Source organism: Pseudomonas sp. F8002 (assembly GCF_013385495.1).
Taxonomy (GTDB): domain Bacteria; phylum Pseudomonadota; class Gammaproteobacteria; order Pseudomonadales; family Pseudomonadaceae; genus Aquipseudomonas.
This window is the reverse complement of the sequence record NZ_JACAPW010000014.1, coordinates 48,380-74,258: the sequence shown is the minus strand read 5'-3', so window position 1 is coordinate 74,258 and position 25,879 is coordinate 48,380. Positions and strand designations below refer to the sequence as shown.

General features: G+C 58.6%; 29 protein-coding genes and 2 tRNA genes. 13 read left to right on the top strand and 18 right to left on the bottom strand.

From position 1 onward, the window contains the following. The first annotated feature begins 54 nt into the window (after positions 1-54). Positions 55-1,095: a DMT family transporter gene (locus HX811_RS11610; protein ID WP_177045990.1), complete on the top strand. Its 1,041-nt coding sequence runs from the start codon at positions 55-57 to the stop codon at positions 1,093-1,095. A gap of 81 nt (positions 1,096-1,176) precedes the next feature. Here the strand turns inward: HX811_RS11610 and HX811_RS11605 are convergent. Both HX811_RS11605 and HX811_RS11600 read right to left on the bottom strand, forming a co-directional pair. Further along, positions 1,177-1,253: transfer RNA gene (locus HX811_RS11605), tRNA-Met, on the bottom strand. Positions 1,254-1,522: 269 nt separating this feature from the next. Then, positions 1,523-1,843, bottom strand: coding sequence for a DUF6124 family protein (locus HX811_RS11600; RefSeq protein WP_063033154.1), 321 nt, complete (start codon positions 1,841-1,843; stop codon positions 1,523-1,525). 426 nt (positions 1,844-2,269) lie between these two features. Between HX811_RS11600 and HX811_RS11595 the strand changes: the two genes are divergently transcribed. After that, positions 2,270-3,487 carry an MFS transporter gene (locus HX811_RS11595; protein ID WP_063033153.1) on the top strand — a complete coding sequence of 406 codons (1,218 nt, stop codon included), beginning with the start codon at positions 2,270-2,272 and terminating at the stop codon, positions 3,485-3,487. 114 nt (positions 3,488-3,601) lie between these two features. On the opposite strand, the gene HX811_RS11590 is transcribed toward HX811_RS11595, so the two are convergent. Then, entirely contained in the window at positions 3,602-4,147 is a 546-nt protein-coding gene (locus tag HX811_RS11590) for an RNA polymerase sigma factor (RefSeq protein ID WP_177045987.1), read from the bottom strand. A gap of 263 nt (positions 4,148-4,410) precedes the next feature. On the opposite strand from HX811_RS11590, the gene sctW reads away from it, so the two are divergent. From sctW to sctU, 11 genes are all read left to right on the top strand, one after another. After that, a complete protein-coding gene (sctW, locus tag HX811_RS11585) occupies positions 4,411-5,505 on the top strand; it encodes a type III secretion system gatekeeper subunit SctW (RefSeq protein ID WP_177045985.1) in 1,095 nt (364 codons plus the stop codon). Continuing rightward, a complete protein-coding gene (gene sctV, locus HX811_RS11580) occupies positions 5,502-7,598 on the top strand; it encodes a type III secretion system export apparatus subunit SctV (protein ID WP_177045984.1) in 2,097 nt (698 codons plus the stop codon). The genes sctW and sctV overlap by 4 nt, the downstream gene beginning before the upstream one ends. An 85-nt stretch (positions 7,599-7,683) precedes the next feature. After that, positions 7,684-8,583 carry an FHA domain-containing protein gene (locus HX811_RS11575; RefSeq protein WP_177045982.1) on the top strand — a complete coding sequence of 300 codons (900 nt, stop codon included), beginning with the start codon at positions 7,684-7,686 and terminating at the stop codon, positions 8,581-8,583. Then, on the top strand, positions 8,580-9,938 hold the full coding sequence (locus HX811_RS11570; protein WP_177045980.1) for a FliI/YscN family ATPase: 1,359 nt from the start codon (positions 8,580-8,582) through the stop codon (positions 9,936-9,938). Before HX811_RS11575 ends, HX811_RS11570 begins: the two co-directional genes overlap by 4 nt. Further along, positions 9,925-10,353: a YscO family type III secretion system apparatus protein gene (locus HX811_RS11565; protein WP_177045978.1), complete on the top strand. Its 429-nt coding sequence runs from the start codon at positions 9,925-9,927 to the stop codon at positions 10,351-10,353. Before HX811_RS11570 ends, HX811_RS11565 begins: the two co-directional genes overlap by 14 nt. Next, a complete protein-coding gene (locus tag HX811_RS31990; protein ID WP_256344421.1) occupies positions 10,350-10,808 on the top strand; it encodes a type III secretion system HrpP C-terminal domain-containing protein in 459 nt (152 codons plus the stop codon). The genes HX811_RS11565 and HX811_RS31990 overlap by 4 nt, the downstream gene beginning before the upstream one ends. Continuing rightward, complete coding sequence (locus tag HX811_RS11555; RefSeq protein WP_177045976.1) at positions 10,805-11,818, top strand: FliM/FliN family flagellar motor switch protein; 1,014 nt, start codon at positions 10,805-10,807, stop codon at positions 11,816-11,818. The genes HX811_RS31990 and HX811_RS11555 overlap by 4 nt, the downstream gene beginning before the upstream one ends. Further along, positions 11,815-12,468, top strand: a complete 654-nt coding sequence (gene sctR / locus HX811_RS11550) for a type III secretion system export apparatus subunit SctR (protein ID WP_177045974.1) — start codon at positions 11,815-11,817, stop codon at positions 12,466-12,468. The genes HX811_RS11555 and sctR overlap by 4 nt, the downstream gene beginning before the upstream one ends. 7 nt (positions 12,469-12,475) lie before the next feature. Next, positions 12,476-12,739: a type III secretion system export apparatus subunit SctS gene (sctS, locus tag HX811_RS11545; RefSeq protein ID WP_010177045.1), complete on the top strand. Its 264-nt coding sequence runs from the start codon at positions 12,476-12,478 to the stop codon at positions 12,737-12,739. Positions 12,740-12,749: 10 nt separating this feature from the next. Further along, a complete protein-coding gene (gene sctT, locus HX811_RS11540) occupies positions 12,750-13,538 on the top strand; it encodes a type III secretion system export apparatus subunit SctT (protein WP_177045972.1) in 789 nt (262 codons plus the stop codon). Continuing rightward, entirely contained in the window at positions 13,535-14,632 is a 1,098-nt protein-coding gene (gene sctU / locus HX811_RS11535) for a type III secretion system export apparatus subunit SctU (protein WP_177045970.1), read from the top strand. Before sctT ends, sctU begins: the two co-directional genes overlap by 4 nt. On the opposite strand, the gene HX811_RS11530 is transcribed toward sctU, so the two are convergent. From HX811_RS11530 to HX811_RS11460, 15 genes are all read right to left on the bottom strand, one after another. Further along, positions 14,629-14,988, bottom strand: coding sequence for a transcriptional regulator (locus HX811_RS11530; protein ID WP_177045968.1), 360 nt, complete (start codon positions 14,986-14,988; stop codon positions 14,629-14,631). The two genes, sctU and HX811_RS11530, sit on opposite strands and share 4 nt — an antisense overlap. Before the next feature lie 5 nt (positions 14,989-14,993). After that, the gene (hrpT, locus tag HX811_RS11525) at positions 14,994-15,188 is read right to left on the bottom strand and encodes an HrpT family type III secretion system protein (protein WP_177045966.1); all 195 of its coding nucleotides are present in this window, start codon (positions 15,186-15,188) and stop codon (positions 14,994-14,996) included. Continuing rightward, the gene (sctC, locus tag HX811_RS11520; RefSeq protein WP_177045964.1) at positions 15,185-17,326 is read right to left on the bottom strand and encodes a type III secretion system outer membrane ring subunit SctC; all 2,142 of its coding nucleotides are present in this window, start codon (positions 17,324-17,326) and stop codon (positions 15,185-15,187) included. Before sctC ends, hrpT begins: the two co-directional genes overlap by 4 nt. Positions 17,327-17,341: 15 nt before the next feature. Then, positions 17,342-17,761, bottom strand: coding sequence for a type III secretion protein (locus tag HX811_RS11515; protein ID WP_256344420.1), 420 nt, complete (start codon positions 17,759-17,761; stop codon positions 17,342-17,344). Then, positions 17,739-17,975, bottom strand: a complete 237-nt coding sequence (locus HX811_RS11510) for a hypothetical protein (protein WP_177045962.1) — start codon at positions 17,973-17,975, stop codon at positions 17,739-17,741. The genes HX811_RS11515 and HX811_RS11510 overlap by 23 nt, the downstream gene beginning before the upstream one ends. Positions 17,976-18,078: 103 nt before the next feature. Continuing rightward, a complete protein-coding gene (gene sctL, locus HX811_RS11505) occupies positions 18,079-18,657 on the bottom strand; it encodes a type III secretion system stator protein SctL (protein ID WP_177046009.1) in 579 nt (192 codons plus the stop codon). 11 nt (positions 18,658-18,668) lie between these two features. Then, positions 18,669-18,995: a type III secretion protein gene (locus HX811_RS11500; protein ID WP_256344419.1), complete on the bottom strand. Its 327-nt coding sequence runs from the start codon at positions 18,993-18,995 to the stop codon at positions 18,669-18,671. 220 nt (positions 18,996-19,215) lie between these two features. Then, positions 19,216-20,001, bottom strand: coding sequence for a type III secretion system inner membrane ring lipoprotein SctJ (gene sctJ, locus HX811_RS11495; RefSeq protein ID WP_177045960.1), 786 nt, complete (start codon positions 19,999-20,001; stop codon positions 19,216-19,218). Positions 20,002-20,005: 4 nt separating this feature from the next. After that, positions 20,006-20,365, bottom strand: a complete 360-nt coding sequence (locus HX811_RS11490; protein WP_177045958.1) for a hypothetical protein — start codon at positions 20,363-20,365, stop codon at positions 20,006-20,008. Positions 20,366-20,864: 499 nt separating this feature from the next. Next, positions 20,865-21,782, bottom strand: a complete 918-nt coding sequence (locus tag HX811_RS11485; RefSeq protein ID WP_177045956.1) for a sigma 54-interacting transcriptional regulator — start codon at positions 21,780-21,782, stop codon at positions 20,865-20,867. Between the two features lie 402 nt (positions 21,783-22,184). Beyond that, on the bottom strand, positions 22,185-23,285 hold the full coding sequence (gene ychF / locus HX811_RS11480) for a redox-regulated ATPase YchF (RefSeq protein WP_177045953.1): 1,101 nt from the start codon (positions 23,283-23,285) through the stop codon (positions 22,185-22,187). 23 nt (positions 23,286-23,308) lie between these two features. Further along, entirely contained in the window at positions 23,309-23,893 is a 585-nt protein-coding gene (pth, locus tag HX811_RS11475; RefSeq protein WP_003208389.1) for an aminoacyl-tRNA hydrolase, read from the bottom strand. A 165-nt stretch (positions 23,894-24,058) separates the two neighbouring features. Then, the gene (locus HX811_RS11470; RefSeq protein WP_003208391.1) at positions 24,059-24,658 is read right to left on the bottom strand and encodes a 50S ribosomal protein L25/general stress protein Ctc; all 600 of its coding nucleotides are present in this window, start codon (positions 24,656-24,658) and stop codon (positions 24,059-24,061) included. A gap of 138 nt (positions 24,659-24,796) precedes the next feature. Further along, complete coding sequence (locus tag HX811_RS11465; RefSeq protein WP_003208392.1) at positions 24,797-25,738, bottom strand: ribose-phosphate pyrophosphokinase; 942 nt, start codon at positions 25,736-25,738, stop codon at positions 24,797-24,799. A gap of 45 nt (positions 25,739-25,783) precedes the next feature. Then, positions 25,784-25,858, bottom strand: a tRNA-Gln gene (locus tag HX811_RS11460). Between the last annotated feature and the right edge of the window lie 21 nt (positions 25,859-25,879).

Here is a 25,879-nt window from a genome sequence, read left to right as displayed (position 1 = left end):
GGGCACAGCTATGATGCTCGTCCTTATGCAATAAGCCTGACAGGGCGGCCCATTATGAATGTGAGCGTTCTCTACGCGTTGGCGGCGGCGGCGTTGTTCGGCGCCAGCACTCCGCTTGCCAAGCTCCTGGGGGTGGATACGCCGCCCATCCTGTTGGCCGGGCTGCTCTATCTGGGCAGCGGCCTGGGCCTGGCCATCGTTCGGTTTGCTCGCGACCACGGCTGGAAACGGCCCGGGCTTGCAGCCGGAGAGTGGCCCTGGTTGGTGGGCGCCATTGTCTTTGGGGGCGTGCTTGCGCCTGTGGCGCTCATGTACGGGCTCACCCGCACAGCGGGCGCCACCGCATCGCTGATGCTCAATCTTGAGTCGGTGCTCACGGCCGTGCTGGCGTGGGTCGTGTTCAAAGAGAACGCAGATCGCCGCATCGTGATCGGCATGATCGCTATTGTTCTGGGCGGGATCGTTTTGTCATGGCCGCACGGGACAGCGACGGCTCATGATTGGACGGGGCCGTTGGCCGTGGCTTTCGCCTGTTTTTGTTGGGCCATCGACAACAACCTGACCCGTAAGGTCTCTGCCTCGGATGCGCTGTTTATCGCCGGCAGCAAAGGCTTGGCGGCGGGTGTGGTCAATTGCTGTTTGGCGTTGGCCATCGGGTCGCAACTGCCAGCGGTGGCCACGCTCGGGTCAACCATGGTGGTTGGGCTGCTGGGGTATGGCGTGAGTCTGGTGCTGTTTGTGCTCGCTCTGCGCGGGCTTGGCAGCGCGCGCACCGGAGCCTACTTTTCCACGGCTCCCTTTCTTGGCGCGGTCATCTCGATCCTGATCCTGGGCGAGTCGGTTTCGCTGATGTTCTTGCTCGCGGCCGCCTTGATGGCCATCGGGGTGTGGATTCACTTGATGGAACATCATGCGCACGAGCATCAGCACGATCCCCTCACACACGGTCATCGCCATACACACGATGAGCACCACCAGCATGTGCATAACTTTGCGTGGGACGGTACCGAGCCACATAGTCATGCCCATGAGCACGCACCGATCCAGCATAGTCATGCGCATTTTCCCGATGTGCACCATCGGCATAAACACTGACGTCTCCAGGGCAGTAGGGCCCTGGACTTTTCTTCAGGCATAAAAAAACGGCCTACCTTTCGGTAAGCCGTTTTTAGTACTTGGTGGCTACACAGGGACTTGAACCCCGGACCCCAGCATTATGAATGCTATGCTCTAACCAACTGAGCTATGTAGCCAAGTGGCGCGCATTATTCGCGGAGAACGGGAATGCGTCAAGCGCTTTTTTTGAAAATTTATCTACGCTATCAACTGTTTAACGGGAAACACCGGGTTTGGTGACGAGCGGTTGGGGTTTGCGCAGGTCCCAAGGCGGCGAAGATCAAAAGGTGGGAGCGGGCTTGCTCGCGAATGCGGTGTGTCAGTCAGCAGAGGTATTGGCTGGTCCACCGCCTTCGCGAGCAAGCCCGCTCCCACAGTTGATCTGCGGTGTTCTGGCGTTCGTGCGTCAGGTTTTGCGCGGGTGCAGGCACTCTATCGAGCGGTCGACCATGGCTTTGGCCATTTCCAGCAGGTGCCACACGGCAAGCACTTTGGCACGCTCGGGGCTTTGCAGTTGTTCGCCACAGTCGAGCGCGGTGGCCGAGGCGCTGTGCAGCAGGTCGGCGGTGTAGAGCAGGGAGTCTTCGAAGCTGATTTCGTCGCTGATGGCGTAGAAGTTTGTCGAGGGTTGCGGCGGGTCAGTGGGTAGGTAGTGGTCGAGCGCTCGGTTGAAGGCGGCGCGGTCTTTGGCTTGGTCACGGGGTGGATCGGGGACAATTTTAAACATGGCATAGCTCCTGATTAACTTGAAGCCGTACCGTTCGCGACTAAACGAAGGGTGGCGGCTGTACGCAGGTTAGTCGACCGGCTAATCAGGAAAACCCGGCGCACCCGAAGGTGCCCTGCGCACAGCCACCATGAAACCTCATGAAAGCATGCGCCTGATATAAGTCCGGGCGACTAAACCCGATCACTGAAAACCAGCGACGGACCGAAGACTAGCCACCGACTCCCCCAGGCACAAGGCCGAAAGATTCTCTAGGAAACGTCCCGCAAATTAAAGGGATTCATCTTGCTGGCCCTTTACAAACCATGACCGCTGCATCGATTCATCTACTCGTTAGCCTGCTAACGGGATAGCCTTCCTGCACCCAAAAGTGGCACATTGTCGCACCTGCACCTGTGCATCCATCTGCTGTACGGAAAACCTCCCATGGCTCTGAGCAATTCCCAGCCCTCCGTGGCTACGGCGCCTGCCGCCGGGCAAACCAGCCCGTTGGTGATGCGTGTAATCGGCGCGGTGGCGCTGGCGCATTTGATCAATGACTTGATCCAGTCGGTACTGCCCTCGATCTACCCGATGCTCAAGGCCAATTACGGCCTGACGTTCACCCAGGTCGGCCTGATCACCCTCACGTTCCAGCTCACCGCGTCCCTGCTGCAACCGTGGGTGGGTTATTACACCGACCGCCATCCCAAGCCGTACCTGTTGCCCTGTGGAATGATCTGCACGCTGGTAGGCATCTTGATGATGTCCCAGGTGGGCAGCTTCCCGTTGATCCTGCTGGCGGCGGGGTTGATCGGCATCGGCTCGTCGACCTTCCACCCGGAAGCGTCCCGCGTGGCGCGCCTGGCCTCGGGCGGGCGTTATGGTTTGGCGCAGTCGACGTTCCAGGTGGGCGGTAATGCCGGCTCGGCCTTCGGCCCGTTGCTGGCGGCGGCGATCATCATTCCGTTCGGCCAGGGCAATGTGGCCTGGTTCGGCCTGTTCGCGGTGTTTGCGTTGTTTGTGCTGTATGCGATCAGCCGCTGGTACGCGCACCACTTGAACCTGTTCAAGCTCAAACAAGGCCAGGCGGCCACTCACGGCCTGTCCAAGGGCCGGGTGCTGAGCGCGCTGGTGGTGCTGGGGCTGCTGGTGTTTTCCAAGTACTTCTACATGGCCAGTTTCACCAGTTACTTCACCTTCTACCTGATCGAGAAGTTCGACCTGTCGGTGGCCAGTTCCCAGCTGCATCTGTTCCTGTTCCTCGGCGCGGTGGCGGCGGGCACGTTCTTTGGCGGGCCGATTGGCGACAAGATCGGCCGTAAGGCAGTGATCTGGTTTTCGATCCTCGGCGTGGCGCCGTTCACCCTGATTCTGCCCCATGTGGACCTGTTCTGGACCAGCATCCTGAGCGTGGTGATCGGCTTTATCCTGGCTTCGGCGTTCTCGGCGATTGTGGTGTACGCGCAAGAGTTGGTGCCGGGCAATGTGGGGATGATCGCCGGGGTGTTCTTCGGTCTGATGTTCGGTTTTGGCGGGATTGGTGCGGCGCTGCTGGGGCACCTGGCAGACATCCACGGCATCGAGTACGTGTACACGCTGTGCTCGTTCCTGCCGCTGTTCGGGGTGTTGGCGATTCTGTTGCCGCGTACCAAAAAGGCCTGATTTCAAGCCATTCGAGTCGGGCAGATATCCCTGCTGCCCAACGCTTGCGTCAAACGGGTAAATCAATTGCTCCTGCAAAGGGTGTCAGTATAGCGCCGATGCCCTGATTTACGCCTACAGCGGGTTGTAGGTGGCTCGCTTCAGGTGTTCGCGTGCCCGGGACAAACGCGAGCGCACGGTGCCAATGGGGATGTCCATGGCGTCGGCGGTGTCCTGGTAGCTGCCGTCGGTCTCCAGTGAGGTGTACAGCGTTTTACGCATTTCCAGCGGCAAATCCGTGATCGCCCGCAGGGTTCTTTCGAGCTTGCGGTTGACCTCGAACTGCCAGTCCAGGTTGTTGTTGTCTTCCTGCCCATGCCACAGCGCCTCATCGAACTCGCAATGCACCGGCTTGGCATACATGCGCCGAAAGTGATTGCGGATCAGGTTCTGGGCAATCCCGCACATCCACGTGCTGACGGTGGCCTGGCCGCTGAAGCGGTCTCGGCTGCGCCAGGCCTCCAGGTACGTCAGTTGCAGAATATCGTCTGCATCTTCCGGGTTGAGTACGCGTTTATGAATGAAGCGCCGGAGTTTCTTGTGGTGGTCTTCCGACAGGTTCTGGATGGAGCGGTGCGGGTCAGGTGTAAGGTGAACTAAAACATCGATAGGGATATCCATGATTTTTTCCTCAGGGTAGACACGGTCGAAATGATTTCGACGGGAACCCTCTAAGCACTGCCTGTGCCAAGGAGAAAAAATTCATAAGCAATTGATTTATATAAATAAATATCTTGTTTCGAGGCTTTTTTGTGCAAGGATTTGCACAGGTGGCTGCGGGCGCGTGCCGATCTTTTCACATGCCCGGTATCGTCGATAAACATGGAACCGTAACGGGATTGCCAGCCACACAAGGAAACGAAACTTCCTGTCCAGGCATCTCCATGAAACTTGATCCTTCTATTGATGTAAAAAAAAACCAGAGCCTGGATCAGCCTGTTCCAGCGAGTACTGATAACCCGCCAGTTCGCCAGGCACCCGCCGGGACGGCGGTCGACAATTTCGAGGCGCTGTTCGGCCAGGAGGTTGAACTCAACAGCAAGGCCTTGGGCCGGCGTATGTTGGCGCCGGGCGTGACGCCTGTGGCGCAGTTGACACAACTCTATGAGCAACTGGGCCATCCCGCTCAGGCAACACTGGCGACCATTGCGCGCACCATCAGGGTTCAACTGTTGCTCAAGCCCAGCCTCGAGAAATTGCTGGAGCTGACAGGAAACGACCCGGCCCGTACATTTGTCGTGCTCAAACAGGTGGCTGCGCAGGCACAAGCTGAAGCGCGTACCTCCGAGGCGGCGCTGGCCAGCGATGCCCTGGCGCGGCTGGAGGTGCGCTTCAAGCCGCAGATCCAGGCCGGCTTGAACATCGCGCAGGCCTTGCAGGCAAGCAGTGACGACCCGAGTTTGCGGCAGGCGGTACGCACTGTGTATTACGCCAGCGTGGTCGCCCGGCAATCGCTCGCCAGCATGATGCAGGCGCTGTTGGGGTTGTTCGGTGGCGATGAGTTTGGCCGCGGGTTGAAATTGATGCGTCGAGCCCTGGCAGACGACATTGCGGCGTATTGCCCTTCGCTCCCCACCGCCCAGCTGCGCACCTTGCTGTTGGGGTTGAACAGTTGTGGTCAACTGGGCAGTGTGCTGGCCAGCTGCCGTGACTTGATCGATCGGCTGGCCGTATTGCATCCCGGAATTGATCGGGACACCGTAGCGCTGCTGCAGCGCATTCTCGGTTACGCGGGCACGGGTATCGCGTCTGCCGAAGTCCAGCGCCTGGCCGGCGAGCTGGGTGGGCCGGCATCATCCGTCCAGATTGTTTCGCTCAATGCCCTTTACCCGGTGCTCGAGAGCTTGCCCCTGGCGTTGTGGCGCGACAGCAAGGGCCGCCAGGAAGCGTTGCACAATTTCATGGTGGTAATGGATGAGTACGCTCGCATCGAACGAGGCTCCCGGCATGTCGGCGCGCTGCCGATAAACCACTCATGAGTGCGCTGCGGGCAGTCAACGCGATACTGCTCAAGGTTGCACAACGCGCCGAGGTGCTGGGTGCGGTCGTGATCCTGGGCATTGTGTTCATCTTTATCGTGCCGTTGCCGACGTGGCTGGTGGATATCCTGATTGCCGTCAACATTTGCATTTCGTGCCTGTTGATCGTGCTGGCGCTGTACCTGCCCGGGCCGCTTGCGTTTTCCTCGTTTCCGTCGATTCTGCTGTTGACCACGATGTTCCGCCTGGCGTTGTCGATCGCGACAACGCGCCTGATCCTGCTGGAGCAGGACGCCGGTGACATTGTGGAGGCCTTCGGCAACTTCGTGGTGGGGGGCAACCTGGCGGTGGGGTTGGTGATCTTCATGATCCTGACCATCGTCAACTTTCTGGTGATCACCAAGGGTTCGGAGCGTGTCGCCGAAGTGGCGGCGCGCTTCAGCCTGGATGCCATGCCCGGCAAGCAAATGTCCATCGACAGCGACTTGCGTGCCGGCCTGATCGATGGTGGACAGGCGCGCGACAAACGCGAGCAGTTGTCCCGTGAGAGCCAGCTGTTCGGGGCGATGGACGGGGCCATGAAGTTCGTCAAGGGCGATGCCGTGGCCGGGCTGATTATCGTGGTGATCAACTTGCTGGGCGGGTTCAGCACCGGCATGTTCCAGCATGGCATGAGCGCCGCCGACTCCATGGCGCTGTATTCGGTACTGACGATTGGCGATGGCCTGATTGCGCAGATTCCAGCGCTGCTGATCTCCCTGACGGCCGGCATGATCATTACCCGTGTAGCACCGGCCGGGGCGAATAAAGGGGCCAATAACATGGGCGCTGAAATCGCCCGGCAAATGACCAGTGAGCCCAAGAGCTGGGTCATTGCTTCGATCGGCATGCTGGCTTTTGCAGCGCTTCCGGGCATGCCGACGGTGGTCTTTATCCTCATTTCGCTGATGACGGGCTCGCTGGGTTATTACCTTATGCATCAGCGTCAAAAGCAGGACGCGCCTGCAGATACGGCGGCTGACGACGTCCCGGCGGAGATGAACGGTGACGAAGACCTGCGCGCCTTTGATCCATCCCGGCCTTACTTGCTGCAGTTTTCACCGGGCCTGCAGGGCGCTGACCGCACAGCGCAAGTGATTCATGGCATTCGCCAGGCCCGAAACCGCATGGTTGCCCATATCGGCCTGACACTGCCGGCATTCGACGTCGAGTTTATTCCTTCCTTATCCGACGATGAGTTTCGCTTTTGCGTGCACGAAGTCCCTGTGATCAAAGCTACCTTCGGTGATCGGGTAGCGGTTGAATCGGCGGCGCTGGGCGTCGAGCCACAAGAAGGTACCCAGGGGCTGGTGGAGCGAGACGAGCAAGACTGGGTATGGTTGGCGCCCGATGATCCGTTGCTCGACGATGCACAGCTTGAACGCCATACCGCCCATGACTTGATCATCGAACGCATGATACGGGCGATGCTGTTCAGCGGGCCGCAGTTTCTCGGTATCCAGGAGTGCAAGTCGATTCTCAGCTGGCTTGAGTGCAGCCAGCCGGAGCTGGTTCAGGAGCTGCAACGGATCATGCCGCTTTCGCGCTTCTCTGCCGTGTTGCAGCGCCTGGCCAGCGAGGGTGTTCCGCTGCGGGCGGTGCGGCTGATTGTCGAGTCGTTGATCGAGTACGGCCAGCATGAGCGTGAACCAGATGCCCTGGCTGACTATGCGCGGATCGCCCTCAAGTCGCAGATTCTGCACCAGTACAGCGAAGCTGATGGCTTGCACGCCTGGTTGTTGTCACCCCATACCGAGAATGTCCTGCGCGAGGCGCTGCGCCAGACCCAGACCGGGGTGTTCTTTTCCCTCGACAACGACAGCAGTGCAGCGCTGGTGAGCTTGCTCAAGCAAGCCTTTGCCGTGCGGGCCAAGAGCAAAAGTGTGCTGCTGGTTGCGCAAGACTTGCGCAGCCCCCTGCGGACATTGCTTGTGGAAGAGTTCAACCATGTGCCGGTGTTGTCGTTTGCCGAGTTGGGCAGTTCGTCGAAGGTCAAGGTGCTGGGGCGGTTTGACCTGAGTCAGGACGATCTGCTGCGTGGGGCCGTGGCATGAGTACTGTTTTGGCGATTGCGCATTGCCTTGAAACGGACGGTGCTGCGTGGGCCCGGTTGGTCCGTGCGGCCATGAGGGCCTGACAATGTTTGAGCTACGAGTACTCGATGGTTTGCACCAGGGGGCGGCGCTGCCGTTGTTCGGCGAGCAGTGGAGCATTGGTGCGCACCCTGACGCTGACCTGGCGCTATACGCCCCGGGCATTGCCGAGCGCCATGTGCGGTTACAGTGTGTTGACCAGCGCTGGTCGGTGCAGGCCGAGGGAGGGGTGATGCAGGACGCCGCCGGCCAGATCCTGACGCAGATTGCCGACCTGGCACTCAACACGACATTTTCGATTGGCAACGTTCGGCTCTGCGTCGCCCGCGCCGACCAGCCCTGGCCCCAGCCGACAGTGACTGCCGAGCAGGCGCCCAAGCCTGCGGCCGAGACCCCCGTGCCGCTGAAGCTTTCTTCAATTTCGAGCACGCAGCAGAAACGCTTGATCAGCCTGGTCGTCGTCGTTGCGGTCATCATCACCGCGCTGGGCATGACCACGAGTGGTGATCGCGAAGCCCAGGCGTCGTTGATGCCACCGGCGATCCGCAAGAACGAACTGGCCTCACCTTTCGAGGTGCGCCAGCAGTTGCTCAGGATGCTCAGCGAGCGCGAATTGATCAACCGTATAAGCATCCAGTTGGTCAATGACCAGGTGCTGCTCGACGGCGATGTACTCCAGGAAGACATGGAGTTGGTATCACGCATGCTCAGCCGGTTTGGCGAACAGTTCGATACCGCGGTGCCGGTGATGAGCCGGGTCAGGACTCGCGACGGAACGTTCCCTTTCAAGATTTTGCAGATTGTCGGCGGCCCCAACGGTCACGTGGTTCTGGAACAGGGGAACCGACTGTTTGTGGGGGATGAAGTGGATGGCTTGCGACTGGTGTTGATCGATAACACCAAAGTGGTGTTCGACGGTAAGCAACGCTTCGAGGTGCGCTGGTGAGCCAGGACCTGCAAGCCCGTCTTGAGGCCTGGGAGCAACGCCAGTCGAGTGCGCTGGACAGCTTCGCGCCGGTGTCGGTGCGCGGTCGTATCCAGCGGGTGAACGGCATGTTGTTGCAGTGCCGGCTGCCCCAGGCGCGCATCGGTGATTTGTGCCAGGTCGAAAAGTCCATCGGCGAATATATGCTGGCCGAAATCATCGGTTTCGATCAGCAGGATGCCGTGCTCAGTGCGTTGGGCAATCTTGAAGGCGTGCGCGTGGGCGCCAGTGTGCAACGCCTGGGGGTGCCACACCGGGTACGGGTCGGCGACGATTTGCTCGGCCAGGTGCTCGATGGGTTTGGCCGGCCGATTGCGGGCGATGGCCCAAGCGCCTTTGTGGAGGCCGACATCGCAGAGGCGAGCACGGTGTTGTGCGAGGCGCCGTTGCCTACCGAACGCCCGAGAATCAGCCGGGCGTTGTCCACCGGCGTACGCTCGATCGATGGGTTGATCACGCTGGGAGAAGGCCAGCGCGTCGGCCTGTTCGCCGGCGCGGGGTGCGGCAAGACCACCTTGTTGGCCGAGATCGCCCGAAACGTCGAGTGTGATGTGATCGTGTTCGGGTTGATTGGCGAGCGCGGCCGCGAGTTGCGGGAATTTCTCGACCATGAGCTGGATGATCAGTTGCGCGCCAAGGCGGTGCTGGTGTGTGCAACCTCCGACCGCTCGAGCATGGAACGCGCCCGCGCGGCCTTCACTGCGACAGCGCTGGCCGAAGGGTTCCGGCGCAAGGGCAAGCGGGTGCTGCTGCTGATTGACTCCCTGACCCGATTTGCCCGGGCCCAGCGTGAAATCGGCCTGGCCGCGGGCGAGCCGCTGGGCCGCGGCGGCTTGCCACCGTCGGTATACAGCCTGATGCCGCGCCTGGTGGAGCGGGCCGGGCTGACCCGTGACGGAGTGATTACCGCCATCTACACCGTGCTGATCGAGCAGGACTCGATGAACGACCCGGTTGCGGATGAAGTGCGTTCCCTGCTCGACGGCCACATCGTGTTGTCACGCAAGCTGGCCGAACGTGGTCACTACCCGGCGGTGGATGTGCTGGGCAGCCTTTCGCGGATCTTGAGCAACGTCGCCACGCCCGAGCATATAAAGGCGGGCACCGCCTTGCGCCGCTTGTTGTCGGCGTACCAGCAGATCGAACTGATGCTCAAGTTGGGCGAATACCAACCCGGCAGTGATGCCCTGACTGACCTGGCGGTGGACAGCCGCCAGGCCGTCGATGGCTTTCTGCGCCAGGACCTGCGTGAGCCGGCAGCGATGGCGATGACGCTGGACCAATTGATGGAGTTGACCACCGATGTCCCTTTCTGAAATCGATACCTTGCGGCATTTGCGCAAGCATCGGGCTGACCGGGCGGAGCGCGCGCTGCGTGCCGCCAAAAGGCAACAGCAAGCGCTGCTGTTGCAGATCCGGCAGGCGGCGGATGCCCTTGAACAGACCAGGCTGGACGAAGCCCGGAAAACCGCCGAGTTGCTGGGCAAGCATCAAGGGCACGTGATCTCGCTCCAGGACATCAAGTCCTGGAATGCCCAGGAGCGCACGTTGTCCGCCGACACTCGCCGCGAAGAAGGGCAGTTACATGAGCTGCACGGCCAGCGCGATGAGCAGTTGATCCACATCGACAGCGCGCAGAAGCAGGTTACCCAGTGCCTGCGCGAGGTTGAAAAACTCCAGGAACTGTCCCTTTTGTTGGGGCAGGAAGAAGCCGTGCAGGAAGAAACATGACGCAAGTTCCAGTGAGCAGCCCTGAGCGCCCGCGTCTGCGTGAGCCTCGGGATGAACGTGAACCCGGCCCGGGGGCGATAGTGCCATGGGAGCACGGACGGTTATTTGCCCAGCTGCTTGGCAACGATGATGAAGGGGGCGGTTTCGGTTCCGCCCTACCGGGAACCCCTGCATCAAGTCATGCCGCGATGATCGCGGCCATGACCGAGCAGTTGGTACCGCGGATACACGCCGCTGTTCAGTGGCCTTTGCACGCTGTGCTTTACCTGCCGAGCCTGGGGCGGATCAACGCCAGCGTGCGCCGTGAGCAAGGTACCTGGAACGTTGAGCTGGAGGCGCAGGAAGAGCGCACCGCGCGCTGGCTGCCTGGGGTGCGCCAGCACCTTGAGGACGGGCTGGCCGGCGCGTTGGCCCAGCCTGTCAACGTACACCTGGCACATGTGGACCCGGCATGATCATGCCGTTTTTAACCTTGCCGGTGGTCAGCGGCGCCAATGTCGCGGCGCGGCGCAGGCTGGGGCGTGGGTTGCGCATGGCGTTTCAGGTCGCGGGGCAGAACGGAGAACTGTTGATGGAACCGGGCCGTGCCCCCGCAGGCGTCAAGCCGCTGTTTTTCGAGAGCGCCTGCGGGGTGCTGGCTTTCGCCGAACCAGGGCCACTGTTCAGCCTGCTGGGGGAGTGCCCGGTGACGCTGGCAGAGGCCGACAACGATCCAGACTCGTGGTTCTGGGAACTGTTCCAGCACCACCTGAGCCCTCAGGTGCGGGGGCTGTTTGGCTTCCTGCGGTTGCTGCCGGCGCCCAGGAAATTGAACTTCGGTTGTCGCTTCACGGTGACGCTGGGGAAGTTCAGGGTCGTGGGTTACCTGTGGCTGACGCCAGAGCGCTTGCTGGCACTGTGCGAGGCCGGTCCGTGGCAGTCGACAGCGGGGCCATTGCCGGCGTCGTTCCAGTTGGCAGTGGCGATGACCCTGGGCCGCTTGAAGCTATCCATCACGCAATTGAGCGGTGTCCGTGCCGGTGACGTGGTGATGCTTGAGCAACCCTTTTTCGATGTGCAGGGCAATGGTCACCTGTATGTGGGCAAGCACCGGCTGCAAGGGTGCATTGATGACGAATCCGGGCCGTTGTGCCTGACGCTTGTTTCGATCGAGGAAACGTCCGTGGACGAGGATTTTGCAACATCGCAGTACCCGGGGGATGAGCTGGATGAACCGGTAGTGGATGTCTTTGGCCACGAGCCTTTCGATGAGTTGAACATGGCCCTGACGGTGCGTTGTGGCACCCTGAACCTGACCCTGGGCGAACTGCGCAATCTCGCCCCCGGTGCGGTGTTGGGCATTGCCGGGTACGCGCCGGGCATGGCCGGGCTTTATTACGGCGACAGGCCGATCGGGCAAGGGCAGTTGGTGGAAGTAGACGGGCGCCTTGGTTTGCAGTTGTCCCGCGTGATTTTTTCGCGATGACATTTCAGGGGGTCGACCCCCTTATCCTGGCACTGTTTTTAGGTTCGCTGTCGCTGATGCCACTGCTGCTGATCATCTGCACATCGTTCTTGAAGATCGTGATTGTGCTGATGATCACCCGTAACGCCATCGGTGTGCAGCAGGTGCCTCCGAGCATGGCCATCAATGGAATAGCGCTGGCCGCGACGCTGTTCATCATGGCGCCCGTGGGCTACCAGATTGCCGAGAACGTCAAGGCCTCGCCCGTGGACATGAGTAGCGTGCAGGCTTTTCTGGAAACAGGCAAGGAGGCCATACAGCCGTTGCGCGCGTTCATGCTGCGCAACACCGACCCGGATGTGTTGACCCACCTGCTGGAAAACAGCGCGCGCATGTGGCCGCCTGAAATGGCGCAGAGCACTCAGCGCGAAGACTTCATCCTGTTGGTCCCGGCGTTTGTGTTGTCGCAGTTGCAGGCGGGGTTCGAGATCGGCTTCCTGATCTACATTCCGTTCATCGTCATCGACCTGATCGTGTCCAACCTGCTGCTGGCCCTGGGGATGCAAATGGTCTCGCCCATGACCATTTCCCTGCCGCTCAAGCTGCTGTTGTTCGTGATGGTTTCCGGGTGGTCGCGATTGCTCGACAGCCTGTTCCTTTCTTACCTCTGAGTGCCCTATGGAACCGATTGTGCTGTTCAAACAGGGCATGTTGCTGGTGGTGGTGCTGTCGGCGCCGCCGCTGATCGTGGCGGTGATCGTCGGCGTGCTGACCTCCCTGGTGCAGGCCCTGATGCAGATCCAGGACCAGACGCTGCCCTTCGGCATTAAGCTGGTCGCGGTGGGCATTACGCTGGTATTGACCGGCCGCTGGATCGGCCTGGAGTTGATCCAGTTGATCAACCTGATGTTCGACATGATCGCCCGTTCGGCATTGAACTGAGGGAACACGCGTGCAGATCTATCTAGAATATTTGCCAAGCCTGGTGGTGGCCATGGCGCGCATTTATCCTGTCGCGATTCTGGTGCCGGCGTTTTGTTTCCAGCACATAAAAGGCAGGCTTCGGAACGTGATCGTGATGGTCATGGCGTTGATACCGACACCCGGTATACATGCCGCCATGAGTGGCCAGGATTACTCCGTGTTGATGCTCATCGGCCTGGTACTCAAGGAAGTTGCCCTGGGGTTTTTACTGGGGACCCTGTTGGCCATGCCGTTCTGGATGTTCGAGTCGGTGGGGGCCCTGCTGGATAACCAGCGTGGCGCTTTGGCGGGCGGCCAACTCAACCCTTCGCTGGGTCCGGACGCCACCCCCATTGGCCACCTCTTCAAACAGTTGGTGATTTACCTGCTGATCGCGGTCCTGGGCCTGAGCGTGCTGACCCAGGTGATCTGGGACAGTTACCTGATCTGGCCGGCAACCGCCTGGTTGCCGCTGCCGGCAGTCAATGGGTTCGGTGTTTTCCTCGGCGTGCTCGGCGATACCTTTACCCACATGATGCTGTACGCCGCGCCTTTTATTGCAGTGCTGTTGTTTCTGGAATTCGGCTTCTCCGTGTTGGGGCTGTACAGTCCGCAACTGCAAGTTTCTACCCTGGCCACGCCGGTCAAGAGCCTCGTGGGGTTGGGTATCCTGCTGCTGTATTTCCCGCTGCTACAGGACTTGATCGTCGAACACATGGCGCAGTTGGTAGACCTTAAGCACTCCCTCGGCCTGATGTTCGGGGGCTCAACACCATGAGTGATTCAGGTGAGAAAAAACACGCGGCCACGCCCAAGAAACTCAAGGATCAGCGCCAGAAAGGCCAGGTCGCCCAAAGCCAGGACGTCGGTAAGCTACTGGTGCTGACGGCCCTCAGCGAAATCGCGTTGTTCACCGCCGAAACCAGCATGCAGCGCTTTCAGCAGTTGCTGGTGATGCCCATGTCTCGCTTCGAGCAGCCCTTTGTGCGGGCGCTGGAGGAAGTGCTGACGGAAGGCTTGATCGTGTTTTTTTCCTTCGCCTTGCTGATGGCCGGATTGGCGATCGCGGTGAAGTTGATCAGCGGCTGGATTCAGTTCGGTTTCCTGTTTGCGCCGGAAAGCCTGAAGCTGAATTTCGGCCGTCTCAACCCTCTTAGCCAGGTCAAGCAGATGTTCTCTGCCAAGTCGCTGATGAACCTGTTGATGGGGTTGGTCAAGGCGCTGCTCCTTGGCGTGATTCTGTATGTGGTGATCGGACCGTCATTGAGCGCCTTGATCAACCTGGCCACCAGCGACCTGCAGAGTTACATCCTTGCGTTGATCATCCTGTTTCGCCATCTGCTGCACGCTTGCCTGGGATTGCTGCTGGTCCTGGCATTGATCGACATGGCGCTGCAGAAGCACTTCTTTGCCAAGAGCATGCGCATGACTCAGGTGGAGGTGATGAAGGAATACAAGGACATGGAAGGCGACCCCCACGTCAAGGGTCAGCGGCGTCAGTTGGCCTATCAACTGGCCCAGGAAGAGCCGAAGGTCAAGCTGCCCAAGCTGGAAGAGTCCGACATGCTGGTGGTCAACCCGACGCACTTTGCTGTCGCGCTGTACTACCGGCCGGGCAAAACGCCGCTGCCGCTGCTGGTGGATAAAGGCACGGATGCCGAGGCCCGGAAACTGATTGACCGGGCCAAGGCGGCCGACGTGCCGGTGATCCAGTGTGTGTGGCTCGCGCGCACGCTGTACGAGAAGAAGCTTGGGGCGAACATCCCCCGGGAGACGTTGCAGGCGGTAGCGTTCCTCTACCGCACCCTGCGTGAGCTCAACGACGAGGCCAAGCGTGAAACGCTGGAGTTTCCGGAGCTTAAGCAACGTTAACGGTAGCGGTGCACGTCCAGCATATCGAGGCAGCCCAGTGAAAGCAGCTTGCCGATGATGTCATCTGCCTCCTCTGCACCTGCCGGCAGCGCGTGCCAGATCACCAGGGCATCCCTGGCATCGAGATAGGCAAAGCAGCCGTCAAACGCCACCGCCTGTTCAAAAAGCCGCTCCAGTACCCGTTCCAACTGTCCAGCTTTCAGCGCTCCACGGTCGACCTGCAACGCAAGCCCAGGTTTACCACCGGCCTTTAATGGGGACACGCTTATGCCCGGGCTGAGGGGCAGGTGGGCGTCCTTGCCGCCCACCAGGTTATCCAGGAATACCTGGCGAGACGACGTATCGTTCGGCCCCATGGAGCTTACCGTTCCAGTGAGATCGTTTGATAGTCGGAGCGCTCGCCGGCAGGGCCCGATTCGACGCGCATCTGCGGCGGCCACCAGACTACCAGCTTATCGGCGCTCGATTGCGGGCGTGAACAGGAGTCGCCCTTGCACGTCGGCGTACAACCAACGATAAGCAGGGCCAGGCCGAGGAGGGTGAGTAGGCGTTTCATGGCGCGTTCTTCCGGGTGGGGGTGATCAGGGAGGGGCGGGACACACCGATGTGTTCATCTTTGACCACGGGCCGCATGGCGATAAATACCTCCGCCTCTTCCCCCGGCTTGAGCCAGGCACGTGGCCAGACGCTGACGGCCAGGGTCTGGGAGTTGCTGCACTCTTTTTCATCGATGCGCACGTTACGGTTGAACTGATTGCGTACTACCACCACGGCCACATTGAACTGCGGGCCTGCATACCATTGGCTGCGTTCGGTGTTCAGGGCCAATAGCTCGCGGGTGCTGCACAAGGTGTCCAGGCCCAGTGGCATGGGCGCGGCCTTGAAGGCCGTGGGTACTTGCCCGGTGACGAGGTGAGCCAGGGTGCTGGTGATGTCGCTGCGCTTGATCACCGGTTGATGCTCGGCATACCGCCGGGCCAATGGCTTGAGTGCGGCCTGCAGTTCGGCTTGATCCTCCTGTGGCAAGTAACGTGAAGGATCAGCCTGATCGCCGATCACGCGCGGCGTCAGGATAAACAGGCGTTCGCGCCGGTTGTTCTGGCGTTCGGAAGAAGAAAACAGGGCCTTGCCCAGCAGCGGAATATCCCCCAACACAGGGATCTTGCTTTGTTTGTCGGTGCTTTCGGTGACATGGAAGCCACCGACCACCAACGAGCGTTTTTCGGCCATGACCGCCTGTGTGCTGACCTTGCCGCGGCGCACATCGGGGCCGATGCGCTCGGGGTTGGACTCGTTGAAGTTGCCATCCTCGATATCCACCACCAGGTGGATCTGGTGATTGCCGCGGGTAGTGATCACCCTCGGTACCACCTGGAAGCTGGTGCCGACCGTGATGGGCAGGATAGTTGCAGTCTCGGTGCCGGCGGTGAGGTATTGGGTGCGGTTGAAATCGATCACCGCCGGCTGGTTTTCCAGGGTGAGCACGGACGGATTGGACACCATGGTCGCCAGGCCACGTTGCTCCAGTGCGCGAATATCGGTGTAGAAACGGTCTCTGTTTTTGATCCGCAACTGTGATGAAGTCCCGGGAGCCATGTTTACTTCGCCACGGAAACGACTGTTTTGAAAGCCCCAGTTGACCCCGAATTCCCGCAGTTGAGTGCGCTCGATATCAAGGATGATCGCATCGATTTCCACCAGCTTGCGGGCTACGTCGAGCTGGCTGATCAGCTCACGGTACATCGCCTGGCGCTCCGGCAGGTCGTAGATCAGGATGGCGTTGTTGCGCACATCGGCTTCGACTCGGATTTTGCTGGTGGAGACCGGTGCCCGAGGGGTGAGCGACATGCCGGTGTCCGCCGGTCCCGGGTTCATCGTCTGACCGAGCATTTGCCCCAGCATCGGGTTACTCAGGCGCGGAAATGCCGGGGTTATGGGTGAGGGTTGGGAGGCAGAGGGAGGGCGTGGGCTCATGCCTGAAAGCGTCGAGGCTGTGCGAGGTTCCAGCAGCCCCCGCAGCATGCTGGCAACGCCTGGGATGGTCAGTTTCTCGCCGCGATAATCAATCTGGCGGTCCGCCGCATTGGCGAACTTCAGCGGGTAGCTGAGGACGCTCTGCTTTTCATCGGGGGACTTGCGCTGGCTGCTGAACTGCTTGATCTGTTCGATATAGCGCTTGGGACCGGAAACCAGCACCACGCCGTCGTCAGGCAATTCGCCCCAGCCGAAGCGGCTATCGAGCAAGCCTATATCGGTGAGGGCCTGCTTGAGGTCAGCGATGGTCTCGGAGGAGACCTCCAGGCGTGCAGATTCCTGCTGGTCCAGGGTGCTGACGTACAGCGTGTTGTTGTACAGGTACCACTGGAAACGGTGCTCTACGCCGAGCCTGTCGAGAAGCGATTGTGGGGTATTGGCGCGTATCTTGCCGTTGACGTTGCCTTCGAGGAGGCCGTCGATTTGCAGTTGGGTACCGAAGGTCTGGGCGAAGTCCTCCAGCACATCCCGCAGGGGCTTGTGTTCGGCCTCGTAGGCATAGGCGGTGTTTTTCCACTCGGTGGGAATGGCAGCAAAACTGTTGTGCGCCGGAGCGAGCAAACAAGCCAGTGCGATCAGGCATCGCCAATCCGCACGTCGAAATGAAATTCCAGGCGGGTTTACGCGCAAGCCGCTGCGCTTGTAGGTTTCGTTATACATGACAGGTTCTCTATTTCAGTGCAGAGGCTTACGTAACACGGTGGCCTGGCACTTGCGCGCAGGTTTCGCCTGGCGAGCAATGACGCTGCGCCAGGTGTCGCGCTGGTTGAGGAGTGCTTCGAGAGCGTTCAACAGTTGGTCCTGACTGCAACCCCGTGGCAGGCCTTGCACCAGCCAGAGATGGCCGGTCCTGGGACAAATGGCCAATGCACCCGCGAAATGCGCCAGGCTGGCCCCTCCGAGACGTAGCCAGGCCTGCAACGGATAGGTTGTGAGACCAGGGCGAGTCAGTTGAATACGCAGCAGTAGATGATTTTCATGGCACTGCAGGCTCAGCTCGTCGTCGTTTTCATACAGCCGGGCCTGTGGTTGATGGCCATTCAAACAATCAATCAAGGTTGAGTGCCAATCCTCAGGAACTGTTTGCGAGAACATAATTTTTAGTCTCGTTTTTGAGGGTATGCAAGGCTGACGCCATCGACACTTTCTTAGCCATGTTGAGTGATTGCTCGGTCATCTGGGCGAACAGCATCTTCAGCTCTTCTATGTCTTGCATTTCATGAACATCCTTTGTGATGTCCCCGAAGTTCTTTTCGTCCCGGGCCAGTTCCCGGTATAGCTTTGAAAGGCTGCGGTCGTCACTAATCATGGGTTGTCTCCGTGGTTGCTACCTCATGTGTGGCCGCTGATGTGTTACAGGTTCCATCGGTCTAGGAAATTTGTTGAAAAACAGCGCTCATCGACGCCGTGAATCACTTGAGGGGGGCGGGTATCAGATGGTCCAGAGCATCGGCCCAATTGATATGAAAGCCGCCGTCTTTTGTCTCAAGCAGCAATGACTGGGCGCTGACAGCGTTATCGACTCGAAGTGTCCACGGCACATCGACCAGGCGAGCGAGCCACTGTTCGATGGCTTCTCGGTCCTGTGGATGGCACAGCAGGGTCGCGTTGACGGGAGGCAGTTGAGCCGCCAGCAGTTGGTTGAGTAGAGCCCTGATGCGTTGGGGGGGCGGGGTCTCATCCAGGAAGCCCCGAATGGCGGTGCTGATCACTGAGGTTGCGACCTGTTCCAGGCTCTCATGCATCGCCTGACGTTCCGACTCCCAGCGTTGCAGAATGGGGTTGGCGCGTTGCCAGAAGTTTTCGCCTGCCTCTTCCAATACACGCTCACACTGGGCTTGAGCCTGTTCTATGAGCGAAAGTGCCTGGGCTTGGGCGTGTTCGATCAACTTGCTGGCCTGGGTGAAGTCGACAAGCATTTCCCGAGGAATCAGAGCTGGCGGCAACTGTGTGTTAACGGTATGCAGCTCGATTTTTTTGGGGCAAAACATACTGGTTTTTCTCACGAGGGCAGGTGCTGGGTTTCGTTGAGGATGTTTGACGTTGCCCGCCAGAGGGCGGCTTGCCACAGGGTGTCCCAGCGGCCGTGGGTGCTGAGCAACCTGGGGTGCGATTCCAGTTCAAGTACTCGCTGGCGGGCAAAGCTCAGGCGCAACCGCTGCCAGATGGCCGGTGATACCCAGGCGCGCAGGTAATGCAGAGGGTCGTCAACGGTCGCTGGCAACAGCACTTCGGGTGTCATTGCCTTGGTCAGGCGCTGGCACCAGAGGTGTTGTTCTCGGTTCAAGCGGCTGTCGCGGCTGGGGTTGTCTATTTCTTTGACCAACAACAGGGCAAGGTCTTGTTGTGGCGGACTACAGGTCAGTACCAGTTGGAATATAGGCGCAGAAGGGCGGGGAGGAAGTTCAGGCTCGATCTCGAACAAAAGGCTCACCCGTTGATGAAAAGCGCGTGAGAGCGTCTCTGTTTCCACAAAGCGGTTCTGCGTGTACCAGTCGCGGTGCGCGTTTTCCCATGGGGAAACCCACCATCGAACCCACAGGAGGTCCTTATTCATGGGCCGGTACGGTCGCAGACTCTTTCGGCTGGTTGTCCTTAATCCGTCGGCGCCAGAGTAACCCTGCAGAGCCTCCCAGCAGTAAGGCGATCAAGGAGGCTATGATACTGGTACGCCAGAACGCGAGGTCTTGCTCCGGTACCAGGAAGGGCCCGAGATAGATGAGTTGTTGCTTCTCCTGATAGGCTGTAGCTGGCACGAAAACGACGGTCAGTTTTTGCGTGTTTTCTATCGCTGAGGCCATACCGGGGATGCTGCTGGCAACCATCCTTCGCACGCGGGCTTGAATGTTGTCGGGGTCCAGTCGCGGATCATGCTTGATGAACACCGAGGCGGACGCCGGTTGTACCGGTTCTCCAGGTGCCACCCGCTCCGGCAGCACGACATGGACGCGCGCAACGATCACGCCATCGATATTCGACAGTGTGGCTTCCAATTCTTGTGACAGTGCATAGATATAGCGCGCCCGTTCTTCCAGCGGCGTGGAAATGACCCCCTCCTTGCGAAAGATATCTCCCAAGGTGGAGCGGCCCACTTTGGGTAGACCGGCGGCCTCCAGCGTGCGAACAGCCCGGCTGATGTCGTTTGCCCGGACGCGAACGACCACGCCGTCTTTGGCCGGAATTTTCTGGGCGCGGATCGCCTTGTCTGCCAACTCGGCAACGACTTCGTTGGCTTCCTGCTCGGACAGCTGGCGATGGAGTTCTACGCTCTCACCGCAGCCGGCGAGCATCAATGTCGATAAACAAAAGAGCGTGATGGATAGATAGCGATGCATGCGGCTATGCCAGGTTGGAGATTTTATCGAGGCCTTTCACCAGCATGCCGCACACCTTGACCGGAGCCACCACTTCAAAGTTCGCGAGGGCAAGTGATTGTGGCAGTGCATGGGATGCCTCGGTCTGCTTGTTCCGCAGCATGTCATCCATCCCTTTTTTCACGCGCTCGAACGACGACTTAGGAGCGTTCAGGTTGAATAGGTTATCGGGCATAGAGGGGGAGATTCTTTTGTAGTGCGCTGCGGAATGATCAAGTTGCGCGTTGAAGAAATTCATATCGGAGGTCCCGTTAAATGCAGTGGGCGACTCAGCCGGAACATCCCAGGACCTTTTTTGCACCCTCTCGGCGTCGTTGATGTACATATGAAACTCCCTGGAGCGTGTCCATTACAGTGCTAGTGGTGACAGTGGCACTCCCCGGCACAGGCAGGGGAGGCCAGGATTATTTAGTTTGGAAACCGCACTTTGCCAACGAGCGTCATTTTCGAGATGGCGCTATCAATTGCCCTGCCCGTCTTCGTGTCCTGGACGCCCTCTTGCATCTTTAATATGGCAGTTCTGTTGTTTTCCTGCCTGGCCCACGCTGCCGTAGAGTCTACCGCCGCCGTAGAGTCGGCCGCCGCCGAAGACGCACCACCAACTGAAGAATTAATCATCTAATTTACCTTTGTATGAGGTCGGATAGTGTGCAGAGATTGTTCGTTCTATATCTGCACAGTTTGTGAGCAATTGTGATTACTCGTAGGCTAAGTGGCTGATGCCGTGATTTTCGTTCCTGACGTGAACAAGGTAAATGTTTGTAAATGTTTCAAACCTGTTTGAAGGAGGGGCTTTAAATCAACTTGAATATCTCTGCTTGATTTCAAGGGGTAAATACTTTCAGTTGTTTCATTCGATAATAAAGCGTGCGAAGCGCGACCCCCAACTCTGCCGCTGCACTGTCGACGCTGTGTTCATGACGCTGCAGCGACTCCTCAATTAATACTTTTTCGATCTGTTGCAGGCGTGCCTTCAAATTCATCTCGGTCTGTGGCGTAAGGCTTGTAGGGAGCGGGGTTAGGCCCAAAACGAAGCGTTTAGCGGATGAGCGAAGTTCGCGAATATTACCGAGCCAAGGGTGGCAGAGTAACTGCTGCAGCAGCGCGCCTGCTGGGGCTTGCACGGGGCACTTAAAGGTCTCTGCTTCTTGTTTGATCATATTAAGAAACAACGGGATAATTAACTCCCGACGCTCCCGCAAAGGGGGGAGATGGATATTGACGACATTGAGACGGAAATACAGATCCCGTCGGAAGGCACCTCGTTCCACCATCTCGTGCAACGATTGCTGGGCAGAAGCGATGACACGCATATCCACTTGGATGAATCGGGTCGAGCCCAGGCGTTCGACCCCTCGACATTCCAGTACCCGCAGCAGCTTGGCTTGAAGCGACAACGGCATGCTGTCGATTTCGTCGAGGTATAAGGTGCCCAGGTGTGCAGCTTCGACAAAGCCTGCCCGTGATTGCATTGCACCGGTGTAGGCGCCGCTGTTGACCCCGAATAGTTGGCTTTCCGCCAGGCTTTCGGGAATTGCAGCGCAGTTGACGGCGACGAAGTTACCTCGCCGGCCCGATAAGCGATGGATGCGTTGGGCCAGGGTATCCTTACCGGTGCCGGTTTCTCCCAGCAAAAGTATATCTATGTTTAATGCTGCAGTATTGTTGATAGTGGCTTCAATGATTGGGCATTCAGTAAATGGATCATCCGTTTCAAACATGCTTTGATAGGAGGCCGACATATCGCTATTGCTCCTATTATCTCTCATTATTTTACTGAGGGGCTTCCCTGCTGATATGGATAAGTAGAACGGAATTTAGCTGATTTGTCATTCTGTCGGAGAGTGCGAAATAGACGTTTGTGATGTGTGAAAACCAAAAAATCTTAAGTTAAATATTATTCAAGTGGGCGCTCGCTCGTGAATGCCTGATAATAGGTCGGAATAATCTTAAACTCTGGGGTGTCAGGGAGGATTGGCGTATTTTTACGTATTGGGGGCTGTGGTTGTTTTATATATTTTTCGTATTAAGATGTCAGGGGATGTTTCAAAGTCGATCATTGTAGAGAGTTGCAAACATCGCCCACAAAAAAGCCGATGCAGTGCATCGGCTTTTTGTTTTGCGGTATGGCCCGCAGGTTACGCTTACACGTTGAAGCGGAAGTGCATCACGTCGCCATCCTTGACGATGTATTCCTTGCCTTCCAGGCGCCATTTACCGGCTTCCTTGGCACCGGCTTCACCCTTGAACTGGATGAAGTCGTTGTAGGCGATGACTTCGGCGCGGATGAAGCCTTTTTCGAAGTCGGTGTGGATCACGCCAGCCGCTTGCGGGGCAGTGGCACCGACCTTGACGGTCCAGGCGCGTACTTCTTCAACACCGGCGGTGAAGTAGGTCTGCAGGTGCAGCATTTCGTAGCCGGCACGGATCACGCGGTTCAGGCCAGGCTCTTCCAGGCCCAGGGCCTCGAGGAACATGTCTTTCTCTTCGCCGTCTTCCAGCTCGGCGATTTCCGCTTCGATCTTGTTGCACACTGGAACAACCATCGCGCCTTCTTCTTCGGCAATGGCCATGACCACGTCGAGCAGCGGGTTGTTCTCGAAACCGTCTTCAGCCACGTTGGCGATGTACATCACCGGCTTGGTAGTCAGCAGGTGGAAGCCCTTGATCACCGCCTTTTCGTCGGTGATCATGTTCTTCATCAGGCTGCGTGCCGGCTTGCCCAGAGTGAAGTGGGCAATCAGTTGCTCCAGCAAGGCTTTCTGGACCACTGCGTCCTTGTCGCCGCCCTTGGCGTTACGCGTGACCTTTTGCAGTTGCTTCTCGCAGCTGTCGAGGTCGGCGAAGATCAGTTCCAGGTCGATGATCTCGATATCGCGTTTCGGGTCGACGCTGTTGGAGACGTGAATCACGTTCTCGTCTTCGAAGCAGCGGACCACGTGGGCGATGGCATCGGTCTCGCGGATGTTGGCGAGGAACTTGTTGCCCAGGCCTTCACCTTTCGACGCGCCGGCTACCAGGCCCGCGATGTCGACGAACTCCATGGTGGTCGGCAGGATGCGCTTTGGATTCACGATGGCCGCCAGGGCGTCCAGGCGTGTATCGGGCATCGGCACGATACCGGTGTTCGGTTCGATGGTGCAGAAGGGGAAGTTCTCCGCCGCAATACCGGATTTGGTCAGGGCGTTGAACAGGGTGGACTTGCCGACGTTAGGTAGGCCGACGATGCCGCAATTGAATCCCATGGTGTTTCCCCTCGGGTAAAGAGTCAGGCCTTCTGGCTGTGCAGGTTTTTCATCGCACGGTTCCATTCACCGGCGAAGATATCCGGCAGCACGCCGAGGGCAAAATCGATGCTGGCATCGAGTTTTTCCTGTTCGGCGCGTGGCGCACGACCCAGGACGAAATTTGAAACCATACTGGCAACGCCCGGGTGGCCAATGCCAAGCCGCAAGCGGTAGAACGTATTCTGATTGCCCAACTGCGCGATGATGTCGCGCAGGCCATTATGCCCGCCATGGCCGCCGCCTTGCTTGAGCTTGGCAACGCCGGGTGGCAGGTCCAGTTCGTCATGGGCCACCAGGATTTCTTCGGGTTTGATCCGGAAGAAGCCCGCAAGCGCCGCGACAGCCTGGCCGCTGCGGTTCATGTAGGTGGTGGGAATCAACAGACGAACATCCTGACCCTGATGCGAAAAGCGTCCGGTCAGGCCGAAATATTTGCGATCGGCCACAAGATTGACGCCTTGGGCGTGGGCGATGCGCTCAACAAAAAGGGCCCCCGCGTTATGCCGGGTCTGTTCGTATTCTGCGCCTGGATTTCCCAGGCCAACGATCAGTTTAATGGCAGTCACGACAGGGGCCCTTCCTTTGGAGTTGTGGATAACATCGCCGTTGGTGCGGCGAAAGTGGACGACAAAAACTCATTAACCGTTAGAGGCCAACTTCGCATTCTCGCCCGCTTTCTCGCTACGTTCCGGTCCGCGATGTTTCCTCAAGCTCCGGCATTACAGAGTGAATTACTCTGCAGCGCCTTCTTCAGCTTCTGGTGCAACGCGTGGAGCGTGTACGTTTGCAACAGCTTTGTCGTCACCGTGAGCCAGTGCAACGAACTCAACGCCTTTAGGAGCCTTGAGGTCGGACAGGTGAACGATTGCGCCGATTTCCAGAGCCGACAGGTCGACTTCGATGAACTCAGGCAGGTCTTTCGGCAGGCAGGTCACTTCGATCTCGGCGATAACGTGCGAAACTTCGCCGCCTTTCTTGACCGGAGCTTCTTCACCCACGAAGTGCACAGGCACGATAGCGGTCAGTTTCTGACCAGCTACTACGCGTACGAAGTCAGCGTGCAGCACGTGGCCTTTAGCTGGGTGACGTTGCAGTGCCTTGATGATGACGTTCTGCTTGGTGCCGCCAACGTTCAGCTCGATGATGTGGCTGTAAGCCGCGTCGTTTTCGAGCAGTTTGGCGATTTCTTTAGCCAGCATGCTGATGGATTCAGGGGCTTTTTCGCCACCGTAAACTACAGCTGGAACCAGGCTTGCGAGACGACGCAGGCGGCGGCTCGCACCTTTCCCCAGGTCGGAACGCAGTTCAGCATTCAAAGTAAAATCGTTCATGTTGTATCTCCAAAATAACCACATTCGCCCTAGCGTTTGCGACCAGCGCTAAAGGCGATATGGGCAAAAAAGCCCCGCCCCGGCAGAATGCTGGGGCGGGGCGCTTTTCGTCAGGTTGATGCCGCTAAGGTTTGACCCTTAACGGAACATCGCGCTGATCGATTCTTCGTTGCTGATGCGGCGAACCGCTTCGGCAACTACCGGTGCGATATCCAGTTGACGGATACGCGAACAGGCTTGAGCGGCAGCGGACAACGGGATGGTGTTAGTCACCACCAGTTCGTCCAGCATTGAGTTCTCGATGTTCTCGATCGCTCGGCCCGACAGCACAGGGTGTGTGCAGTAGGCGAAGACTTTTGCTGCACCGTGCTCTTTCAAGGCTTTCGCCGCGTGGCACAGGGTGCCGGCGGTGTCGACCATGTCATCAACCAGAATACAGGTACGCCCTTCGACATCACCGATGATATGCATCACTTCAGAGTGATTGGCTTTCTCGCGGCGTTTGTCGATGATCCCGAGATCCACGCCCAGGGATTTGGCAACAGCCCGTGCACGCACGACGCCACCAATGTCCGGGGACACGATCATCAGGTTTTCAAAGCGCTGGTCTTCGATGTCATCCACCAGGACGGGGGAGCCGTAGATGTTATCTACCGGAATATCGAAGAACCCCTGGATTTGGTCAGCGTGCAGGTCAACCGTGAGAACACGGTCGATACCTACCACGGTCAGCATGTCAGCAACGACTTTCGCGCTGATAGCCACACGTGCGGAACGCGGACGGCGATCCTGACGGGCATAACCAAAGTAAGGGATTACAGCTGTGATTCGAGTTGCTGAGGAGCGGCGGAAGGCATCAGCCATCACGACGAGTTCCATCAGGTTATCGTTGGTCGGAGCGCAAGTCGGCTGAATAATGAAGACATCTTTACCGCGGACGTTTTCATTGATCTCGGCTGTAATTTCGCCGTCGGAGAATTTACCGACAGAGATGTCACCGAGAGGGATATGCAGCTGACGTACAACACGCCGAGCCAGATCGGGGTTAGCATTCCCCGTAAAGACCATCATCTTGGACACGCGCAGTACCTAGAGGCTGAGGGTAACCTGGATGAGTATAGAAAATGGCAGGGGCGGCTGGATTCGAACCAACGCATGGCAGGATCAAAACCTGCTGCCTTACCGCTTGGCGACGCCCCTGTATCTGTTGCAACGAGTACC

Coding starts and splice junctions, on each gene's coding strand:
- HX811_RS11610 (WP_177045990.1), top strand. CDS start 55: ATGAATGTGAGCGTTCTCTACGCGTTGGCGGCGGCGGCGTTGTTCGGC.
- HX811_RS11600 (WP_063033154.1), bottom strand. CDS start 1,843: ATGTTTAAAATTGTCCCCGATCCACCCCGTGACCAAGCCAAAGACCGC.
- HX811_RS11595 (WP_063033153.1), top strand. CDS start 2,270: ATGGCTCTGAGCAATTCCCAGCCCTCCGTGGCTACGGCGCCTGCCGCC.
- HX811_RS11590 (WP_177045987.1), bottom strand. CDS start 4,147: ATGGATATCCCTATCGATGTTTTAGTTCACCTTACACCTGACCCGCAC.
- sctW (WP_177045985.1), top strand. CDS start 4,411: ATGAAACTTGATCCTTCTATTGATGTAAAAAAAAACCAGAGCCTGGAT.
- sctV (WP_177045984.1), top strand. CDS start 5,502: ATGAGTGCGCTGCGGGCAGTCAACGCGATACTGCTCAAGGTTGCACAA.
- HX811_RS11575 (WP_177045982.1), top strand. CDS start 7,684: ATGTTTGAGCTACGAGTACTCGATGGTTTGCACCAGGGGGCGGCGCTG.
- HX811_RS11565 (WP_177045978.1), top strand. CDS start 9,925: ATGTCCCTTTCTGAAATCGATACCTTGCGGCATTTGCGCAAGCATCGG.
- HX811_RS31990 (WP_256344421.1), top strand. CDS start 10,350: ATGACGCAAGTTCCAGTGAGCAGCCCTGAGCGCCCGCGTCTGCGTGAG.
- HX811_RS11555 (WP_177045976.1), top strand. CDS start 10,805: ATGATCATGCCGTTTTTAACCTTGCCGGTGGTCAGCGGCGCCAATGTC.
- sctR (WP_177045974.1), top strand. CDS start 11,815: ATGACATTTCAGGGGGTCGACCCCCTTATCCTGGCACTGTTTTTAGGT.
- sctS (WP_010177045.1), top strand. CDS start 12,476: ATGGAACCGATTGTGCTGTTCAAACAGGGCATGTTGCTGGTGGTGGTG.
- sctU (WP_177045970.1), top strand. CDS start 13,535: ATGAGTGATTCAGGTGAGAAAAAACACGCGGCCACGCCCAAGAAACTC.
- HX811_RS11530 (WP_177045968.1), bottom strand. CDS start 14,988: ATGGGGCCGAACGATACGTCGTCTCGCCAGGTATTCCTGGATAACCTG.
- hrpT (WP_177045966.1), bottom strand. CDS start 15,188: ATGAAACGCCTACTCACCCTCCTCGGCCTGGCCCTGCTTATCGTTGGT.
- sctC (WP_177045964.1), bottom strand. CDS start 17,326: ATGTATAACGAAACCTACAAGCGCAGCGGCTTGCGCGTAAACCCGCCT.
- HX811_RS11515 (WP_256344420.1), bottom strand. CDS start 17,761: ATGTTCTCGCAAACAGTTCCTGAGGATTGGCACTCAACCTTGATTGAT.
- HX811_RS11510 (WP_177045962.1), bottom strand. CDS start 17,975: ATGATTAGTGACGACCGCAGCCTTTCAAAGCTATACCGGGAACTGGCC.
- sctL (WP_177046009.1), bottom strand. CDS start 18,657: ATGTTTTGCCCCAAAAAAATCGAGCTGCATACCGTTAACACACAGTTG.
- sctJ (WP_177045960.1), bottom strand. CDS start 20,001: ATGCATCGCTATCTATCCATCACGCTCTTTTGTTTATCGACATTGATG.
- HX811_RS11490 (WP_177045958.1), bottom strand. CDS start 20,365: ATGTACATCAACGACGCCGAGAGGGTGCAAAAAAGGTCCTGGGATGTT.
- HX811_RS11485 (WP_177045956.1), bottom strand. CDS start 21,782: ATGTCGGCCTCCTATCAAAGCATGTTTGAAACGGATGATCCATTTACT.
- ychF (WP_177045953.1), bottom strand. CDS start 23,285: ATGGGATTCAATTGCGGCATCGTCGGCCTACCTAACGTCGGCAAGTCC.
- HX811_RS11470 (WP_003208391.1), bottom strand. CDS start 24,658: ATGAACGATTTTACTTTGAATGCTGAACTGCGTTCCGACCTGGGGAAA.